Genomic DNA, 17,788 nt, shown 5'->3' with positions numbered 1-17,788 from the left:
AGATGTATCGCCGCTGATGGATCTTGCTCGATTTAAAAGCGGGAGAACGTTGTCGTTGCTGAGTGTTGTGATGGCGACGACACCATGTCTTTTGGTTGAGAGTCTTCTGCTGACTCTGTTGAAGTCCAGCAGAGAGTGGTTTATTAAGACGGATACGTAACATGTAAGCTCTACATTCTATTAACAGTCACATGACTGCAAATACGTATAGAAACAACGAGGGGGGATAAAACGAATATTTTTTAAAAAGATGCGTTGCGATCGCATTTGCTACTTTGGATTTAGGACGCACACTCGTTTGCGTCATCTCCTTTTGCGCCTATAGGCAACAAACATGAGGACACTGACAAAGTGAGACCAACTATTGCACTGGACGCTGATGGTGTCCTTCTCAACTACCACCAAACTTATCAATTGGCCTAGCAAAGAGCGTTCGATGTGCTTCCAGCGTTACGCGATCCCATTGCCGGCTCATCGACCGATGGGATATGCGCCGATTCGGTGGCGACGAACTGGATCAGTTCCGGCGCTGTTTCGACTACCAGTTTTGGGTCAACAGACACAGCATTCAGTACATCGTCTGCATCAACGCCGTTCGTACATCTCCCGCCGTAACCGCTGCATCAAGCAGCTTCTGAACCACTGGTCTTAATCTCTACCGGAAGTAGTCCGGCAACGCACTGACGGTGGGATCGCCTGAGCTAGTCGCTGACGACGATAACGCCCTTCCACTGTTCCACGGGCAGTGTCGGCGGAGCCTTCGCTTCCAGCCAGGCCACACGCATCCAGACGTGTTCGCCATCCAGCTTGATGTCGAAATCGACGCCCGGAAGCCCTTGGAGGTCAGCTCGGCCCTTAAGGAACCCCTTGTAGCCCTGCAGCTTGAAGCCGCGAGGGTCAATTTCCTTGTCTTGCTCCAAGACGTAGCCCAAGAGTTTGTTCAGCAAGCTGTTTGGGCTCATCGGCCCTCCCTGTTCATGGTGTTTTGGTACGGCTGTAATCTGTGGTCATCTAATCAGCAAGTTACATTTTGGTGCGTCTTGCGGCAATACTCCTGAGCCCTGCCCCGCTGCGGTATGGCGAGGCGTTACAGGTAGATTTGCTCCTGGTCGACGAACTTGCCGTGGACCTGAAGGACCGGAATGAGCTGGGCATCCGCATAGGCACAACCAGCGATTTCGAGTGGCTTTTGACCTTGTTTGTCCGCAGCTTCAGGGGAGTGCCCCTTACCCTCTTCGAGCACCACTCGCATCAATGAGTAGCCGGGTTCCCAGGCGGTGAGGCTGGGGAAGCTTGTGCGCATAGCAGACAAGATTCGCATACCTGACCAATCCAGGTCACCCCAGAAGAAAGCGGGTGTACTACCCTTACCAAAGAGCCAGACCTCGAAGCCATCGCGGAGGTCTTGACTGATGCCGCCGCGGGCGGCGTAGTAGAGCGAGCAGCCGTCAGGCGTCCGAAGCCGCTGTGCGCTGCCCTTGAACCCCGACGCATAGACCAGAGCCAGCCCCTCAAATGCTGAGCTCATCGAACGGGTAGCTCTCTCAAAGCTCATCAGGTTCTCGATGAACAGGACGCCCCGATAGCCCGCCGGCGGCAGGAATACCTGCAGCTGAATCGGAGATTCTGGGAAAGGACATTCATCGACGCCCAGGATGGCCGCGACCAGTCCCTGTCGCTTGTCCAGAACTTTAGACATGCCCCAAAAGAGCTGTGACGAGACTTCGCGTAGCAGCAGGGGCTTGCCGGCCAGCGAAGGCAGTTCGTTCAACCGCTCGACGACCTCCGACATGGCACGGTCCGGCATGTCGACGCAGAACTCGGACACTGCTGCCTTGACTTCATCGGAGCCTTGAAGCCCTTCCCTGACAGCCGCGCGCCAACGCTCCGGCGCCGACTTGATGCGCTCGCCGCGGCTCACCGCCCTCCGCACTTCCGCCTCATTGGCGACCGTGACGCGTGGCGAATTGGCGTAGCCCGATTGGGAGCGAACTGCTGCGTCGGGTTTGACAGCAAGCCAACCCCATTTCGCCAGCTCTCCAAGGTAGCCCCATAGCTCTTCCTTCTCGGACTCCCGTTGCGCTTTGTAGAGCGCGGGCCAAGTTCGTTCGCCAAGCGCCACAGACTGCGCATTCGCGCTGCCGCGTTTCTCGGCGGAGTCAAGTCGGTCTACGAGCAGGTTCAACAACTGTCGGACAGGGACAGATTGAAGCCAAAGCGGTTGCCCTGTCACTTCTCGGCTCCCGCAGCGTCATCAGGCTCCGCTGAGTCAAAGAGCAACTTGGCCTGTTCACGAACCGCTTGCCGCTGAGCTTCCCAAAGTTCGCGCATGCGGTCCTTCTTGAAAATGCGCTCGTCGCACTCGGAGACGAAGTCAATCTCGCCGTTGTCCGGGACATTCATCCGGCTGAAGCTGAACTCGCGGTCGAACTCAGGCCGCAGCGCGCCGGCGTTTCTCGTAGGCATGGCACTGACCAGCTGCAGACCCATGCTGTCGCACAGATATCGCAGGACAGCGCGCGTCCGAGACTCGTCCATCCGGGCGAATGATTCGTCGCTGACGAGCAATTTCAAGCTGGCGCCCTTCTCGAAGAGCCGCAAGCGGTTCGTCACGACTGCAGCGCGGACGATGTACGCCGGCGTTTCCAGCTGACCGCCCGAGCCCGTTCCCCACGTCGACAACGCGATGCGCCCGCCGCTGTCCGAGTCGTTCCAGATTTCGTAGTGTCGGTAGTTGCGATAGTCAGCGATACGCAAGAGCTCCCGCCCTGCCCTGTCTTGGTCCGGGTCCAGCAGCAGCTTGACAAGGCGGTCACGGACTTCGACATGCTTGGCCGACAGTTTCGTCTCGCCGAACAGGTCCACCGATTCCGGTGAGTCGGCGAGTTCGGCCACTGCAGAGAAGAACCCGTAGTACTCCTGGAATTCAGGCTCCCACTTCGACCAGTCGATGCAGAATCGGTCAGTACCGAACTTCATCTTTTGGAGCTCGACGTTCAGCTGGCGGAGCATCCGCACGCCCTCATCGACCTTGCTCTTGATTTCGACGCAGAACTGCTTGGTGAAGACGTCGTGGAATGACCGCTCCGCTTCTCCCACCTTGGCGCGGTTGCTGTACAGACCGATACTCTCCAACTCGTTGTGGAGCGTACTGACTGCGCGGCCCAAGATGACCAATGGGCCATAGTAGGGGTCAAAGTTCTGTGCGTCGGCCAAATGCGGCAGTGCGGATTGAAACCGCTCATCGAACCGAACTGCAGCGTTGTATTCCGCCAGCAGTTCCCGCACGTCGCCCAAGTGCTTGTCCGGTTGTGTGCGGAGATGCGCCAATCTCGCCTGAACTGCCGGCACGTCCATGGTGCGTGAGGCAATGAGGTCGTCAACCTCCTGAGACATCACCGTGTAAGTCTTCTCCGAATTGGCCTCGCAGAGGTGCTTCAGCCGTCGAATTTGGCTTTCACGCTCCTGGAACCGGGCGTCACGACCGGAGTTGATGCGCTTAATGACTTCCTCAGCGGTCACGATGCGCTGCTCCGCCAACGTGACGGCCTTGTTCGCTGCGTCGATTGCCGCCTCATGGGTCGTAATGAGCTCTTCTAGCCGCGAAAGCTCGGTGCGGAGTTGCTCGACTTCAGTCAAATCGAGCTGTGACAAGGACCGACGAATCGAATCCAGGTCACTGGCGTGCTGGGCCAACGGCTGAGCATCAAACGTCGGCTCCTTCAACGTCGTAAGCATCCGCCGGAAGCCTTCCAGGGTTTCCTGTGAGTCTCCGAGCGCCTGGATGTCGCGGTCAGCGGTCTCCAGCATTTCCGTGGTGCGCTGCAACGCCCGTTCCCGAGCCTTGCGGCCGAGCACAAATTCCCGACGCTCGCAAATGAACATCGTCATAGCGCCGCTGCCCTTGCCGTCTTTGGTGAGCCCACGCGGAGTGCGCCGCAGCTCTTCGGAATCTGTCACCTTCACAACGGAACCGAACTGCTCAATCAGGTAGGCCTTTGCGATGGGATGGTCCGTGCGCAACTCATGGATGATGGACGTCCCCGGTACGCGGGATTGGTCGGCGCGCTCCAAGCACCGCTTGCCTTGAACAACCTTCGAGCGCGAGCCCCAGGACTGCAGGAAGTCAATCGTGCGGGCTTCCCATTCCGGCTTGACGATGAGGTTGAACCTCGCGCCATCCATGTACCCCTCGATGGCACCTTGCCACTCTTCGGACACCGGTTCGACCAGGTCACACAGAACCTGAACACCTGCTTCGGGCAGCCTTTCCCGAATACGGTCGAGCGCCGCGCGCGTATCCCGGTTGTAGTCGCCCGCGCCAGCCGCAAGCCGCTGCTTGCGTTCCGCCAGCTCACCCCGTTCCTTCTTCGCGGCCTCGACACGCTGGCCGAGCGATGCCGATTCCGCAGCAACAGCCATGAGCACGCTGGCTTCGGTGCCCACCAGAGAGGCATGGAGCTGACCCAAGCCAGTTTCGATGCCCTCGAATGCGGGAGCCAGTTGAAGGAGCTTCTCGACCGACAAGACGTCATCCCGATTGGCATCGAGCACAGAATTGAGCAGTCCCGCCAGTCGGTTCACATTGGTGGTCGTCAACGCCTTGGCGACAGCGTCAACCGCAGCCCGCAGCTTCAAGAACTGCTCGGGAACCGGTCGTTTGACGATGGTGTCGGCAGTGTTCTTGATGTGCGCCGCTGCGTGAAGGTTCGCATGTAAGTCGGCGAGCGTGCTTCGGGCTTCCGACGTCGCTCGACGAAGGTGCTCATCCAGCGACTCCTTCTCGGCATGTGCCGGAATTCCACTCAGCTTTGCCGCAATCTCGATGCGGCTGTTGTCCACATTGCGCTTGAGCTGCAGCTCGGTCTTCGAACTGAGCTCGTACTTTTCGGCCAGCGCCGTGTCGTCCTTGATTTTCTTCCGCTCAGCTGCGATACGGTCCTCGTCCGCGGCGACCTGCATCTTCGCAAGCAGCAGGTCGTACTGAACTTGCTCCTCGAAGGAAGCCGTGGTCTTGCCGACCACGTCCTTGAGTTCTCGAAGGCGGGTGACGGTCGATTCAATCCGCTTACCTTCGACCTTCAGGCTGGTCACCTGACGCATCAAGTCGCTGATGCGCGTGATGCTCTCTTGCAAGAGCTTTCCGTCGAATTCCAGGATTTCGTTCCGCACCAACTCGTGCACGGAGCCAATCGGCTGGTACGCAATGGACTGCGACCAGGCTCTGGCAGCGTTCTGAGCTTCGTCCCAAGCAATGGAACCACGGCCGCGGAACCTGCCGTACAGGCCGCAGAGGTAGTCGCGCTTGTCGTCGTCGTAAGCGACCACCTTCGAATGCTTGGCCTTCAAGCGCTTGACGACATCCTCGACCGGAATGCAGATGCCTTGGTCAACGTCTTCGAAGAAGTCTTCAACCGAAAGTGCTGCTTCTTCGACGATGATGAGAACAAGACGCTCTAACTTGATATCCCGACGGTCACCATTGCCATCCACCCGAGCGGATACGGCAACAACGGCGGTAAACATCTTGGCGGAGCCCTCGTTCTGACCAGGTCGAAAGACAGCTGCGATGTAGCCTTGGGCACCGGCGGGTCGGGAGAACAGGCTGTACTCAGCGCCGACGACGAATGACTCAAGCGTCCGCTTCGACTTCCCACGACGCTGGCCTTGCTGCACCTCTTCCTGGCCAGGGTTGTAGGCCACGATGCCGTGGTAGGCAGCAGTCATGATGGTTTGAATGCCGTCCAGCATGGTCGACTTGCCAGCACCGGTTGACCCTGTCAGCAAGGTCATGTTGCCCATCTCGTAGTTGCCCGGGCACAGCTGGCCCCAGTTCACCAGAACCAAACGGTCGAGCTTCATTCGTCTTTCCCCTCGGCAGTCGTTTCTTGGTCGACCACGCCATCTGCATCAAGCGCTGCACTCAGCGCATCGTTGGACACGATGCCCAAGATGGTCGGTCGAATTGCCAACAATGCGTCCTCGTCAGAAATCGAGAATTCGGCGGTGTAGCTGAGCAATCGGTGCCGTTTCAGCTCGGCCACCAGCGCCAGCTTGTCGCCCATGCCACTTGGCAATGGACGCTTCAACTGCGTTTGCATGGTCGCCGCGATTTCCTCGAAGTTGACCAACGCCTCACCTTGCGGCTGGATGTCGCCCGAATTGAGCTTGTTTTGGTACAGGAAGCGCAGCGCGAGGGCCATCGCCACGAAGTCGGGAGACACCCGAGCCCGCAAGGAGGGTGTCGGCTCCAGCGTGTCTTCCGTCAAGCCATCGACAACAGCGCCAGCCACGTACAGCCGGTAGAACTGGTTGTTGCTGTCATGATGCAGTCGGAAGCCTGCGACATCGAAGTAGTCCTCGAGCAAGTTCTCCACACGCCTCGCGTCGTCGTACATCAGTTGTTCGACGCGGTCTTCGTCACGCACGATGACGCCGTAGGCCATCAAGCGGTTGATGATTTCCCGGAACCGGTCTGGCTTGATGTTGGCAAGCTCAAGTTGTTCATTGATATGCGACAGGGTGCTCATTTTTTGAGGTCAATCTCGTAGTCGTTACCGCTGTACAGTTCGTTGTCTAAGCGGATGGAAAGCTTCTTGATAGATAGATCTGCGCCAACCTCGCTTCGAACCGCCTCCACGGCCTGCATGGCACGGAGTGTGTCGCGGGCGGTAGCCGTTGGGAGCGTTGAAATACGAATGGGATGCTGAAAGATGCGCAGGTCGCGCCGAAGCATCTGGGCAACCTCTTCGTTGGGAATGGAGAAGGCCTCAGCCTCAGCCTGGGCCATGGCTGCACTCAAGCGCTCTTCGCGAGAGGGTCGCGGCCGAACAGAAATCGTGATGGCCTTACGACGCTGGGCAGCGGTTCGAAGCTTGAAGCTTGCTGGGTCTAGCAATCGTACCTCTGCTGGCGCCAAGAACTGCCCGATATGCGTGAGCAATAGGTCCTGTCGTTCCTTGGGGGCCTCAGCGACCTGTTGAATTGCTGCGAGGTAGGCATGCCTAGTCTGACCTGCACGCAGCATCATCGACTGCAGCGCCAAACCGTTGACCCTCTTGAGGTAAGTTTCCATGGCCTTCAGGAAGCCAGGCTGCTTCGATTGGCACGCAGCATCGACGATGTCTTCAATGCGGGTCAGGAGCCAGTCATAGACGGACGTCCCCACGTGTTCCTTGACAGCCCAATGGGCAACGTCTCGCAGTTGCTCGTCCATCCGCTTGAACTTGCTCTCTGGGACGAGACGAAGCCGTTCCAGTTTCTGGACGATGGCCTGCCGGTTGAGAGTCGCGTTGTCGGAAGTGAGTTGCTTGGAGTAGTCGCGTTGGAAGCGGTCTAGGAACTCGACGAACTCACTCCATTGCGTTTGCACTGACGCTGTCAGCATCAGGTGCCGCACCAGCTCCTGGAAATAGTCGATGCCATCGGTCAGGTCCTCGATGACCTTCTCGGCGTACTCGTAGGCGTCGACCAGGTCGTGCGCATCTCCACGCTCGGACAGCGCGGCCTCCAGCGCATTGCGACAACCACGCATGTTCCGCTGCCGGCTCCGGCTCGGGCGGTCGAGCGACCACAGTGCCTCCGCAAAGAGCTTCCCTGGTCGGGAGAAGCGGAAGGCCGAGACAAGGCCGGCGCGGTCAGCAAACTGCTCAAGCCACGCGTCGGTCAACAACGCCTTGATTACCATGTTAACCAGCGCCTGCGGGTCTTCTGTTTCAGCAGCACTCAGTTCATCGTCGCCCCCCTCTTGTGCTTTGACGCTTTGGTACTGACGGACGACCGGCAACAGGAGTTCACGCAGCGCGTCTCGAGTTAGGTTGTGGGCATAGTCGGCCATAGGGCCATGCAGCCGGTCATAGAGCGTGCGCAAGCAGGCGGCGACCAGCTCTCGACGGACGCTGTTCAAGGGGCGGAAGAACCTCTGACGCTCCGCCTCAAAGAAGACCGGGTGACCCGCCGGCGGAGTCACTGATTCAGGCGATAGGTCTGTCGATGTCAAGGCTATCTGCTCCCATTGGACCTTGCATAGCCCAAGCATTTTTGAAGTATTATCTTAAAAGATAACTTATCTTGCAAGATAAAATATGAACGAGTCACTCACCCCGGCGCAGCTGCGCGTGCGAGACATGAAGGAGCTGCTTCGTTGGGAAGGCGAGATTGGTAACAGTCGCCTTCGCGAGGTGTTCGACGTTCAGTCCGTGCAAGCCAGCCGAGTTCTTGATGGAGTTCGCAGATACCTGTGGATAGCTATGACGAAGAGGATGTGGAAACGCTGACTATTGAGATCTATCAGCATATCTGGAGGGCGTACAAACCAGAAGGTCGAGTCGCCACGCGTTGGCCTGGCGAAGCCTCGGGGATGGTCATGCTCATACGTCATTGAGCCAGAATCCCCCCTACCCCACTTCACTCAAACGATGACAATTAAATTATTAATAAGTTAATTTTAAAAATGCAAATTTATGTGCAGGGTAGACGAGCTCTCCGACGTTAGAGAAGAGTCATGTGACCCCTGGTCGCTGTCCGACTTCATACAGGATGGTAATAAAGTGAAACGAACTGAGATTACACAATTGTCAATTAAATAATGATTGTGGATTCATTTTACGACGAACCTCTTCATGCTGCCCGTCACAAACTACGACACAAGCAATCTGAATAACAGAAGGCGGAGTACAGCAAAGGCATGTCTGGCAGGAGAAACACTTTGCACTGGAAAATACAAAAGTTGCTCGATAGGAGGCATGGGGTCTCGTTACGACTAAGCGGCTGACGAGTCGTCACACAAAGGCACCAGTGTGCTGACTTCATGATTCCAGTGTTGTCTCCCCTGCTCACAACATTACTGGTGCTGGCCAAGTCGCCACTCTGTTGACCCAAGTAGCAAGCGCGGTGAATCGTAAGTGACGTCTGAAGTGATTGTCTAAGAGAGTGACGCAGGCACTCAACAAGGAACGACAATTGACGCAATCTGGCAACCATGAGGTGCCTTGTGAGTCGCCTGCTTAGTCGCTTGATAGACGCTCAAGAGGCAACCAACAAAGCAACTAATCACGCTCTACCAACAGCAAAGTTGCGATCTGACCAGCATTCAATGTGGCGCTGCATGATAGTGATACCCTCCCCGCCTGGGATCGCTACCTCTGGTTTGTTGGCGACTCCCCTATTGATGTCGGATAAGGACGGTCAGTTTTTGTTCTTTTCTGTCACAGGCGAACCTGCAAAGTATTCCTCATCGGTGACCTTCTCCATCCAGATGACATTCTTTCCATCAAGCGCCTCCTGTACGGCGATATGAGTCATTGCTGTCGTGGGTGTGGCACCGTGCCAGTGCTTATGTCCGGGAGGACACCAGATGACGTCCCCTACTCTGATCTCAATGATAGGCTCACCTTCGCACTGAGTCCAACCGCAGCCAGATGCGACTATCAGCGTCTGTCCCAATGGATGCGTGTGCCAGGCAGAGCGGGCACCGGGTTCGAATGTGACGCTGGCGCAAGAGACACGTGAGGGAGCGGGCGCAATGTTAAGCATGTCGACGCGTACATTCCCGGCAAAGTATTCTTCAGGACCTTTTGCTGAAGGCTGTGAACCTGGGCGTTTAAGTTGCATAATTTGTGTCCTTGGGATTAATTATTCGTTTCAGTTTTATCGTGCGAGGTGTAACGCCGATATGCCTGTCAGTTACTTCGGAGCGAGTTCTCCGTACCAATAAGATGCCGTCACACCGCCATCCATCAGGAAATCGCTGCCGGTGATGAATCGTCCCTCCGCACCCATGAGTAATGCACCGACAGTCCCTACCTCGTCCGGTGTGCCGCCACGTTTGGCGGGTGACAGATTAATCATGCGGCGATACCCTTCACCGCGCGGGCCATTCAGTTCGTCCCTGGCGAGAGGAGTGAAGATAATGCCGGGACTGATCGTGTTGACGCGTGCGCCATGTTTCCCCCAGCGCACAGCTTCGGCCATAACCCGCAGAGAATTCCCGCGTTTTGCAAGTTGATAGGCATGTAACGAGTCTTTGACCTGGTCAGGCTGAAGCATCGGCAGCGCTAGCAAGTCTTCCGTCGGCGTCGTCGCGAGCGCCGTGTTTTGCTCGGTGCTCAGAGCGGGCAAGCGATGTCCCGATTGTGAGGCGATGACGACGCCAGCGCCTCCCTCTGCTGTCACGTTACCGAATTCTTCCAGAACAAGGGCGGTGCCGTATAGATCAACTTTAAGAATTGTTGCCGGAGAAGCTTGCGACGGTGAGACGCCTGCGGCATGGATCAAACCCATGACGCGGCCGATTGCTGTCGCGGTTTGTACGAGGGTATGAACCGACACGCGTGACGATACATCTACGACGGCCGTTGTTACCTCAAAGCCGGCATCAGCAAGAATCTTCGCAGCGGCATTCGCGTTCTCCTGTTTCAGGTCGGCGAGCAACACGTGTTGACCGGCGCTGACGCGGCGTGCGATAGCCTGGCCGATGGAACCGGTGCCAATAACAACAATCACATTCTTCATAGTCATTCCTTCTGGATAAATGATATTGGTTAGCGTTGGATCTTCACTTGCCGACCAGCTTTTGACGATCTGCAGAATAGCGCGCGCCTTGCACCGGAACGCTGGAAACGACGGCTTCAATTTCGCTCAGTTCATCTGGTGACAGCACGACATCCACAGCACCAAGGTTTTCCTCAAGTCGATGCAGCTTGGTCGTGCCTGGAATCGGAACGATCCAGGGTTTCTGCGCGAGCAGCCAGGCGAGCGCAAGCTGAGCTGGCGTGACCTGTTTGCGGGTAGCAATGCCTGCCAGCACCTCCACCAGCGCCCGGTTGGCCTGACGCGCCTCCGGTGCAAAGCGTGGTACGGTATTGCGGAAGTCTGTTGCGCCAAACGCCGTATTTGCATCAATAGCCCCCGTCAGAAATCCTTTTCCTAAAGGACTGAAAGGCACAAAGCCGATACCAAGTTCTTCAAGCAATGGAAGAATTTCTTTTTCTGGATCACGCCACCAGAGCGAATACTCGCTTTGCAAAGCGGCGACGGGCTGGATTGCGTGTGCACGACGAATGCTCTCCACCCCTGCTTCCGATAAACCGAAATGCTTCACTTTGCCTTCCTGGATCAGCTCTTTGACTGTCCCAGCCACATCTTCGATCGGGACATTCGGGTCAACGCGGTGCTGGTAAAACAAGTCAATACGGTCGGTACGCAAGCGTTTCAGCGCTTCTTCAGCAACCTGACGAATGCGCTCAGGCCGACTGTCGAGCCCTTTGCTGACGTCGCCCTCCCTGAAACCGAATTTGGTCGCGATCACGACCTCATCACGCACAGGTGCCAGCGCTTCTCCAACGACGCTCTCGTTGATAAACGGGCCATAGACTTCCGCCGTATCGAAGAACGTAACGCCGCGCTCGACACCGGCACGAATCAGTTTAACGGCCGCCGCCGTATCGGTTGCAGGTCCATATCCGAAACTCAAACCCATGCAGCCGAGGCCGAGTTCAGAAACGGTAAGGCCGTTACGACCTAGCTGACGTGTTTTCATGATGCTTTTCCTGTTGGTTATTGATGTCGTGTAGGTTAGGTCAATTGACATTCAATGACTAGACTGCTAAAACGACATTCACATATTAGGAGAACTAATCAATGGCAGTATTCGATGATCTTGCCGCCTTTGCGGCAGTGGTAAGAGCGAAGAGCTTTACGCGTGCAGCAGCACAGATTGGCGTTACACAATCCGCTCTCAGCCAAACAGTCCGGTCACTGGAACAGAGACTTGATCTGAAGCTGCTCAACCGCACGACGCGCAGTGTTGCACCGACGGAAGCTGGCGAGCAGTTGTTCCGGACGGTTGAACCAAGGTTGCAGGAGATTGAAGCCGAGCTGACAGCCCTCGGTAACCTGCGTGGCAGGCCAGTTGGCACTGTTCGAATCACAGCGACCGAACACGCGGTACGGTCTATCATTTGGCCACGACTTTTGCCGTGGTTACCAAAATATCCGGAAATCAAGATTGAGATCAGCAGCGACAACCGATTTGTTGACATCGTGGCGGAGCGTTTCGATATCGGTATCCGTTTAGGCGGCGATGTTGCTAAAAATATGATTGCATTTCGCATTGCACCTGACATGCGCATGGTCGTCGTGGGAAGTCCCGCTTATTTCGAACGTAATCCACCTCCACAAACACCATCGGATTTGAGCGAACACGACTGCATTGGATTACGTCTACCGACCTACGGCGGTTTGCTGCCTTGGGAATTCAAGTATGGTGAACGAATCTCTTCCATTCACGTTGATGGCCGCCTCGTGTTTAACCGTAGCGACCTGATGGCCGAAGCCGCCATTGCTGGGAATGGACTTGCCTGGCTTCCGGCAGACATGGTGCGTGAACACATTGACGCAGGACGGCTGCTGACAACGCTCAATGACTGGGAGATTACTTTTCCTGGGTATCACCTCTATTATGCAAGTCGTCGCTCTTCGTCAGCGCTTTCGCTTGTGGTTGACGCATTGCGACTTCCTCAGTCTTGAGATTTAATCTGAAAGAAAGTCGCACTGGTCACTCTTGATGGAGGACTGATAACAGAACGCTGAAGATTACTGATGAAGTCCATTTTTAATAGATACAATTTCAGCGATAATTGACAGCGCGATTTCTACCGGAGTCTTACTACCAATAGAGATACCTGCCGGTCCATGCAATGCATCTAATTCAGACTCGGTAATATTAAAGTATGTACCCAAACGTTCTCGTCTTAGCGCACTGTTGCGACGTGAACCTATAGCACCCACATAAAAAGCTTGGGATTGCAATGCATCTATTAATGCCAAGTCATCCAATTTGGGATCGTGTGTTAGAGCAACCACCGCGGTACGTGTATCCGGTTGCAGTCGCTCAATCAGATCATCTGGCATTTCTTGGCTGACTTCCACGTCGAGCAATTGCCAGCTTTTAATATATTCCTCACGCGGGTCGCAAACAATAACTTCAAAGCCTAAACTAAGCGCAAATTGGCATAAATAGCGTGAAAGATCATTGGCACCGATGACAATGGCCCTGGCTTGCGGACCAAAATAAGTAATCAATTTTCGTTCATCTAGCAGAGGCAAACCATCGTGCTTACCAGCACAATGGCTGACATTACCAGTTTGCAAATCCAGTGTCCTTTCTATACTGCGCCTCTGTTCGCAAGCTACCAATAATTCATGTAGACAACTATGAGCTGACACTGGTTCTAGCACCAGTTCCACTGTGCCACCGCAGGGTAGTCCGAAGCGATGAGCCTAGTCTGCAGAGACACCGTATCGCAGCACCAATGGTAAGGCATCAGAGCAAACTGCCGATATTCCTTCCTCTCTGATTCGATGGATTAGGTCGTCTTCGATGCAACCACCAGATACCGAACCTACGGTTTCACCACTTCCATTGATCCCCATCAACGAACCAGGTGGGCGAGGTGAAGACCCCCACGTACGCGCCACTGTCACGAGAATGACGGGCAAGCCCTGCGTATGCCAGGCCAAGGCAGTACGTAATACCAAGGTGTCGATATTTTCCATGGTGCTTATTCCTTTTACTCTGCCTAGCTCACATTGAACGGCAACCGGCGTACTGGCTTGCCAGTCAGCTTAGCGACGGCATTGGCAAAGGCCGGTGCCAGTGGCGGTAAACCGGGCTCTCCCATGCCGGTTGGTGGCTCAGCACTGGGCACGACATGCACATCAATGGTGGGCATGTCGGTGATGCGTGCAACCGTATAGTCACCAAAATTGCTTTGCTCAACCACACCGTCCTTGAGCGTGATAGCCGCCCCCGGCAAACACATGCCCAACCCCATCAGCGCCGCACCCTGTACCTGTGCTTCTATCGTGCGCGGGTTGACAGCCAAGTTGCAATGCACACCAGCCGTTACCTTTTTTAGTACGGGGCGGCCTTGCTGCATGCTCGCCTCCACCACATAGGCCACAACGGTAGAGAAGGATTCATGCACCGCCACGCCCCAGGCACGCCCGACAGGAAGACGCTTCTTGCCATAACTACTTTTATCCACCGCCAGTTGCAAGGCAGCGCGGTGACGTGGGTGTTTGTCGCCAAATAAGTTCATTCGATATGCAACAGGGTCTTGCTTGGTCGCCCGGGCAATGTCATCCAGCAATGTTTCCATTACAAAAGCCGTGTGCGTAGAACCTACGCTGCGCCACCATAGCACTGGCACATTCAGTTTGGGATGATGCACAGTCAATCGCATTGGAAATGGGTAAGGATCACGCATACCTTCGGTAGCAGTTGCGTCGATACCATTCTTGACCTGGAATTGTTCAAACACCGAGCCAGCGGTGATCGACTGACCAACGATCACATGATCCCATGCCAGTACATTACCCTTGTCGTCAAAACCGATGCGGGCGCGGTGCAAATGCATGGGCCGGTAATAACCGCCGCGCATATCGTCTTCACGGCTCCAGATAGTACGCACTGGCACATTCAAACCTGCTGCGCGGGTTGCTTTCGCGATCTCGCAGGCTTCCACCACAAAATCGCTGCTGCTGGCAAAGCGGCGACCAAAGCCCCCCCCTGCCATCTGCACATGCATGACTACCTGTTCCGGCTTGATGCCCAGCGTACGTGCCACCGCTGCCGCATCCAGTCCAGGGCATTGCGAGCCGGTATAAATATCTGCGGCATCATCCTTCAGTGCAACGGTGCAGTTCAGCGGCTCCATCGCGGCATGCGCAAGGTAAGGGAAGATGAATTCAGCTTCCAGATGTTTTGGCGCAGTACTTATTGGCGCAATGTCTGCATCAAACTGGCGTGGGCCCGGCTCATTGGCCAGCTTGCGGTAATCAGCCAGTTGTTTTGTGCTATCGACCTTTTCGATACCGGCAGTATCCCATTCCAGCTTCAAGGCATCACGTCCCTGCTTGGCGGCCCAATAACTATCGGCTGCCACGGCCACTCCTTCGGCACCACGGTCCAGCGGCAAGCGGAAAACTGCCTTCACACCTCTGATGGCGCGTGCTGCACTGTCATCGACAGTTTTCAGTTTTGCGCCGAATACCGGCGGGCGTGCCACCACTGCTGTCAACTGACCGGGTAAGTGCATGTCGATACCGTAATCCTGTTTGCCGCTGCTTTTGGCACGCGCATCCAGGCGCCCCGTTGGCTGGCCGATCAGGCGAAAGTCTTTCGGATTTTTGAGTTCGACTTTTTCTGGTACAGGCAATGCCATCGCAGCTTCGGCCAGTTCGCCATAGCCCAGCTTGCGGCCATCTGTGGTAATCACATTACCTGCCTGCGTACGCAGGGTAGCAACATCGACATTCCAGCGCGCTGCTGCCGCAACCAGCAGCATGGCGCGGGCGCGTGCACCCAGTTCACGATATTGCATGAAGCTGTTCTTGACGGAATTGGAACCGCCGGTGAGATGGATGCCAAAGAAAGGGTCGTGATAGGCCGCATCACTGCTGCCATGACGACTGCGAACCAGGCTCCAGTCTGCATCCAGTTCTTCTGCCAATATCATCGGTAAGGCAGTCTGCACACCTTGACCAAATTCCAGGCGGTTGATGATGACCGTGATCTCGCCATTCGTCGCAATTTGCACGAAGGCAGAAGGCTGCTGTGCCGGTCTCAAACCTGTTACTGCCTGAGCCAGCGCAAGTTGCGGAAATGCACCCAGTGCCAAGCCACCTATGCCGGCAAATTTAAGAAAACTGCGACGTGTCAGCGTGGCTGTCTCGACGGTTTGGTTGGCTTGGTCGCGCTCTAACATATGCTGTAAGGCACGTGGCATTTCGCTGTAATCAATATTTGGCAACATGATATTTCCTTCAGATAATGGCTTTGGCGGCATCGGCAACGGCAGCACGGATGCGGGCATACGTACCACAGCGACAGATATTGCCGGCCATGGCCGAATCAATTTCTGACGCAGTTGGTTGTTTGCCACGCGGCAGCGATTTTAAAAACGCCGTGGCGCTCATGATCTGCCCGCTTTGGCAGTAACCACATTGAGCGACATCGTGCTTGATCCAGGCGGCACTGACGGCATTGCCAACCTTGTCATTGTCACCAGTTGCTGCTTCTATCGTGGTGAGTTTTTTGCCTTCAACCGCAGAAGCAGGCGTGATACAAGAACGTATCGCCTGCCCATCCAGATGTACAGTACAGGCACCACACAAGGCTGCGCCGCAACCAAACTTGGTACCAGTCAGTTGTAGCGCGTCGCGTAACATCCACAACACAGGGGTGTCAGGCGAGACGTCGACACTGATATTCTTGCCATTAATCGTTGTGGTAATCATTTCAATCCCCGGTGTGAGTAAGAAAAAATAAAATAGAAAGAATAAAAATCCCCTCGAGTCAAGATGCCTTTTAATTAATTCACGTCGGATAAAATTTGCAAAATGCGGCACAAGAGATAGAAAATTTTTATTGATTGCTATTGTGTCGCCAGCGTTATAAAAGTCGATTGCCTGATTCGATGCATTTGTTGCCGGATTCAACGGATTGCCAGCGAGAATGAAAATTCCGGCATCGAAAATGGTAGGCTTTAACTATATAAAAATTTCTGGGACTAGCATGCAATCTGGACCTCAAACATCATCTTTGAATAGCCATACGCTAGCTGAGTTAATCAGCAATATTGCCCGAAGTGACGGTGACTACGATACTGATATACCTGGTGTAATGATGTTCCGGCGAAGCAAGGTCACCGATCCCATGCCGTGTATCTACGGCCTCGGTCTCGGTGTGACAGTGCAGGGAGGTAAGCGCGTCATGTTAGGGGATCAAATTTTTGACTATGTGACGGGACAGTCACTTGTGACTTCACTTGATTTGCCGGTGGTGTCTCACGTAACACGTGCTAGCATTGATCAACCATTTTTGGGATTAGGTCTGACGCTGGACGCTCACGTCATTACTCAGTGTGCAGCCGACATGAATTTTACAGCTCCGTTGAAAATCTCAACATCTTTGGCGATGTCGGTTGTTACTCTCGATCAGGGTTTGCTCAATGCAATTACCCGCTTAGCGAGTCTGGTAAGCGAACCACAATTGATACCTTTGGTTGCACCATTGATAAAGCAAGAAATTATTGTGCGCCTACTCAATAGCGAGCATGGTCCAATATTGCGCCATTTGATGGCGGCAGGCTCACCTGGGCAGCAAATTGCCAAACTTATTACTTGGTTAAAACGACACTACACCGAAAATATAGCTATAAGCGATTTGGCAGACAAAGCTCACATGAGTGAGTCTACGTTTCGCCAGCATTTTCGAGCTGTGGCAGGTATGAGTCCGTTGCAATATCTAAAACATCTGCGCTTGCAGGATGCTCGGCAACTTATGCTTAATGAAGACATTGACGCCGGCAGCGCAGCACTGAGGGTCGGCTACGAAAGTGCATCACAATTCAGTCGTGAATATACGAGGTTGTTTGGTGCACCGCCTTTGCGCGATATCAAACGCGTTAGACTATCGATATAGTCATAGCAATGTAATTTTTTATCGTAGCTAACTTGTCATTCGTTTAGGTACAGATCAAATACAACTTCAACGAACCCTTTCGGTTAACTACAAAGGATTGCTGAAATAAGAAATTGCAATCATTCCAATTGAGGCATTTCAATCCAACTCTTCCTCCCCCTATTTGAATGTCATTTATTGAAACTAACACTACGAACAAGTTTAGTTTCTAGAGTGATTGCATTCTTTGTTTTGACAGACATTCATCGAAATAGGCAGGAAATGCGTCAAATCTAGCAATCGGTTTTACGACTCGCTACG

At 54.6% G+C, this 17,788-nt stretch carries 15 protein-coding genes; 2 read left to right on the top strand and 13 right to left on the bottom strand.

The genetic code is table 11. The features are described from left to right. Positions 1 to 419: 419 nt before the first annotated feature. From H8K29_RS17655 to H8K29_RS17615, 9 genes are all read right to left on the bottom strand, one after another. Positions 420 to 563: a hypothetical protein gene (locus H8K29_RS17655; protein ID WP_186898652.1), complete on the bottom strand. Its 144-nt coding sequence runs from the start codon at positions 561 to 563 to the stop codon at positions 420 to 422. 138 nt (positions 564 to 701) lie between these two features. Then, positions 702 to 962, bottom strand: coding sequence for a hypothetical protein (locus H8K29_RS17650; RefSeq protein ID WP_186898651.1), 261 nt, complete (start codon positions 960 to 962; stop codon positions 702 to 704). Between the two features lie 125 nt (positions 963 to 1,087). Next, a complete protein-coding gene (locus H8K29_RS17645; RefSeq protein ID WP_255423446.1) occupies positions 1,088 to 2,185 on the bottom strand; it encodes a DUF2220 family protein in 1,098 nt (365 codons plus the stop codon). A 44-nt stretch (positions 2,186 to 2,229) separates the two neighbouring features. Continuing rightward, positions 2,230 to 5,862 carry an SbcC/MukB-like Walker B domain-containing protein gene (locus H8K29_RS17640; RefSeq protein WP_186898649.1) on the bottom strand — a complete coding sequence of 1,211 codons (3,633 nt, stop codon included), beginning with the start codon at positions 5,860 to 5,862 and terminating at the stop codon, positions 2,230 to 2,232. Beyond that, positions 5,859 to 6,530 (bottom strand): DUF4194 domain-containing protein, encoded by a 672-nt coding sequence (locus H8K29_RS17635; protein ID WP_186898648.1) that lies wholly within the window; start codon positions 6,528 to 6,530, stop codon positions 5,859 to 5,861. Before H8K29_RS17635 ends, H8K29_RS17640 begins: the two co-directional genes overlap by 4 nt. Further along, positions 6,527 to 7,999 (bottom strand): Wadjet anti-phage system protein JetA family protein, encoded by a 1,473-nt coding sequence (locus H8K29_RS17630; protein WP_255423445.1) that lies wholly within the window; start codon positions 7,997 to 7,999, stop codon positions 6,527 to 6,529. Before H8K29_RS17630 ends, H8K29_RS17635 begins: the two co-directional genes overlap by 4 nt. 1,187 nt (positions 8,000 to 9,186) lie before the next feature. Further along, positions 9,187 to 9,612 (bottom strand): cupin domain-containing protein, encoded by a 426-nt coding sequence (locus H8K29_RS17625; RefSeq protein ID WP_186898646.1) that lies wholly within the window; start codon positions 9,610 to 9,612, stop codon positions 9,187 to 9,189. A gap of 72 nt (positions 9,613 to 9,684) precedes the next feature. Next, a complete protein-coding gene (locus H8K29_RS17620; RefSeq protein WP_186898655.1) occupies positions 9,685 to 10,512 on the bottom strand; it encodes an SDR family oxidoreductase in 828 nt (275 codons plus the stop codon). A 43-nt stretch (positions 10,513 to 10,555) separates the two neighbouring features. After that, a complete protein-coding gene (locus H8K29_RS17615; RefSeq protein WP_186898645.1) occupies positions 10,556 to 11,539 on the bottom strand; it encodes an aldo/keto reductase in 984 nt (327 codons plus the stop codon). 101 nt (positions 11,540 to 11,640) lie between these two features. On the opposite strand from H8K29_RS17615, the gene H8K29_RS17610 reads away from it, so the two are divergent. Beyond that, positions 11,641 to 12,528: a LysR family transcriptional regulator gene (locus tag H8K29_RS17610; RefSeq protein ID WP_186898644.1), complete on the top strand. Its 888-nt coding sequence runs from the start codon at positions 11,641 to 11,643 to the stop codon at positions 12,526 to 12,528. A gap of 66 nt (positions 12,529 to 12,594) precedes the next feature. Here the strand turns inward: H8K29_RS17610 and H8K29_RS18100 are convergent, their stop codons facing one another. The 4 genes from H8K29_RS18100 to H8K29_RS17595 all read right to left on the bottom strand — a co-directional run bounded on the left by H8K29_RS18100 (position 12,595) and on the right by H8K29_RS17595 (position 16,302). Further along, positions 12,595 to 13,152 (bottom strand): XdhC family protein, encoded by a 558-nt coding sequence (locus H8K29_RS18100; RefSeq protein WP_255423444.1) that lies wholly within the window; start codon positions 13,150 to 13,152, stop codon positions 12,595 to 12,597. 129 nt (positions 13,153 to 13,281) lie between these two features. Next, a complete protein-coding gene (locus tag H8K29_RS18095) occupies positions 13,282 to 13,557 on the bottom strand; it encodes an XdhC family protein (protein WP_255423443.1) in 276 nt (91 codons plus the stop codon). A gap of 23 nt (positions 13,558 to 13,580) precedes the next feature. Next, a complete protein-coding gene (locus H8K29_RS17600) occupies positions 13,581 to 15,818 on the bottom strand; it encodes a xanthine dehydrogenase family protein molybdopterin-binding subunit (RefSeq protein ID WP_186898643.1) in 2,238 nt (745 codons plus the stop codon). Positions 15,819 to 15,828: 10 nt separating this feature from the next. Further along, complete coding sequence (locus H8K29_RS17595; RefSeq protein ID WP_186898642.1) at positions 15,829 to 16,302, bottom strand: (2Fe-2S)-binding protein; 474 nt, start codon at positions 16,300 to 16,302, stop codon at positions 15,829 to 15,831. Between the two features lie 217 nt (positions 16,303 to 16,519). On the opposite strand from H8K29_RS17595, the gene H8K29_RS17590 reads away from it, so the two are divergent. Next, positions 16,520 to 17,488 carry an AraC family transcriptional regulator gene (locus tag H8K29_RS17590; protein WP_255423442.1) on the top strand — a complete coding sequence of 323 codons (969 nt, stop codon included), beginning with the start codon at positions 16,520 to 16,522 and terminating at the stop codon, positions 17,486 to 17,488. Positions 17,489 to 17,788 lie beyond the last annotated feature (300 nt).

Origin of the sequence: Undibacterium sp. CY21W, from assembly GCF_014284265.1 — a bacterium.
GTDB lineage: Bacteria > Pseudomonadota > Gammaproteobacteria > Burkholderiales > Burkholderiaceae_D > Undibacterium > Undibacterium aquatile.
This window is presented reverse-complemented; position numbering and strand designations above follow the sequence as displayed.

What these genes read in the sequence shown, in the direction of transcription:
- H8K29_RS17640 (WP_186898649.1), bottom strand. Translation starts at nt 5,862, where the DNA reads ATGAAGCTCGACCGTTTGGTTCTGGTGAACTGGGGCCAGCTGTGCCCG.
- H8K29_RS17635 (WP_186898648.1), bottom strand. Translation starts at nt 6,530, where the DNA reads ATGAGCACCCTGTCGCATATCAATGAACAACTTGAGCTTGCCAACATC.
- H8K29_RS17650 (WP_186898651.1), bottom strand. Translation starts at nt 962, where the DNA reads ATGAGCCCAAACAGCTTGCTGAACAAACTCTTGGGCTACGTCTTGGAG.
- H8K29_RS17595 (WP_186898642.1), bottom strand. Translation starts at nt 16,302, where the DNA reads ATGATTACCACAACGATTAATGGCAAGAATATCAGTGTCGACGTCTCG.
- H8K29_RS17615 (WP_186898645.1), bottom strand. Translation starts at nt 11,539, where the DNA reads ATGAAAACACGTCAGCTAGGTCGTAACGGCCTTACCGTTTCTGAACTC.
- H8K29_RS18095 (WP_255423443.1), bottom strand. Translation starts at nt 13,557, where the DNA reads ATGGAAAATATCGACACCTTGGTATTACGTACTGCCTTGGCCTGGCAT.
- H8K29_RS17600 (WP_186898643.1), bottom strand. Translation starts at nt 15,818, where the DNA reads ATGTTGCCAAATATTGATTACAGCGAAATGCCACGTGCCTTACAGCAT.
- H8K29_RS17610 (WP_186898644.1), top strand. Translation starts at nt 11,641, where the DNA reads ATGGCAGTATTCGATGATCTTGCCGCCTTTGCGGCAGTGGTAAGAGCG.
- H8K29_RS17625 (WP_186898646.1), bottom strand. Translation starts at nt 9,612, where the DNA reads ATGCAACTTAAACGCCCAGGTTCACAGCCTTCAGCAAAAGGTCCTGAA.
- H8K29_RS17590 (WP_255423442.1), top strand. Translation starts at nt 16,520, where the DNA reads ATGAAAATTCCGGCATCGAAAATGGTAGGCTTTAACTATATAAAAATT.
- H8K29_RS17620 (WP_186898655.1), bottom strand. Translation starts at nt 10,512, where the DNA reads ATGAAGAATGTGATTGTTGTTATTGGCACCGGTTCCATCGGCCAGGCT.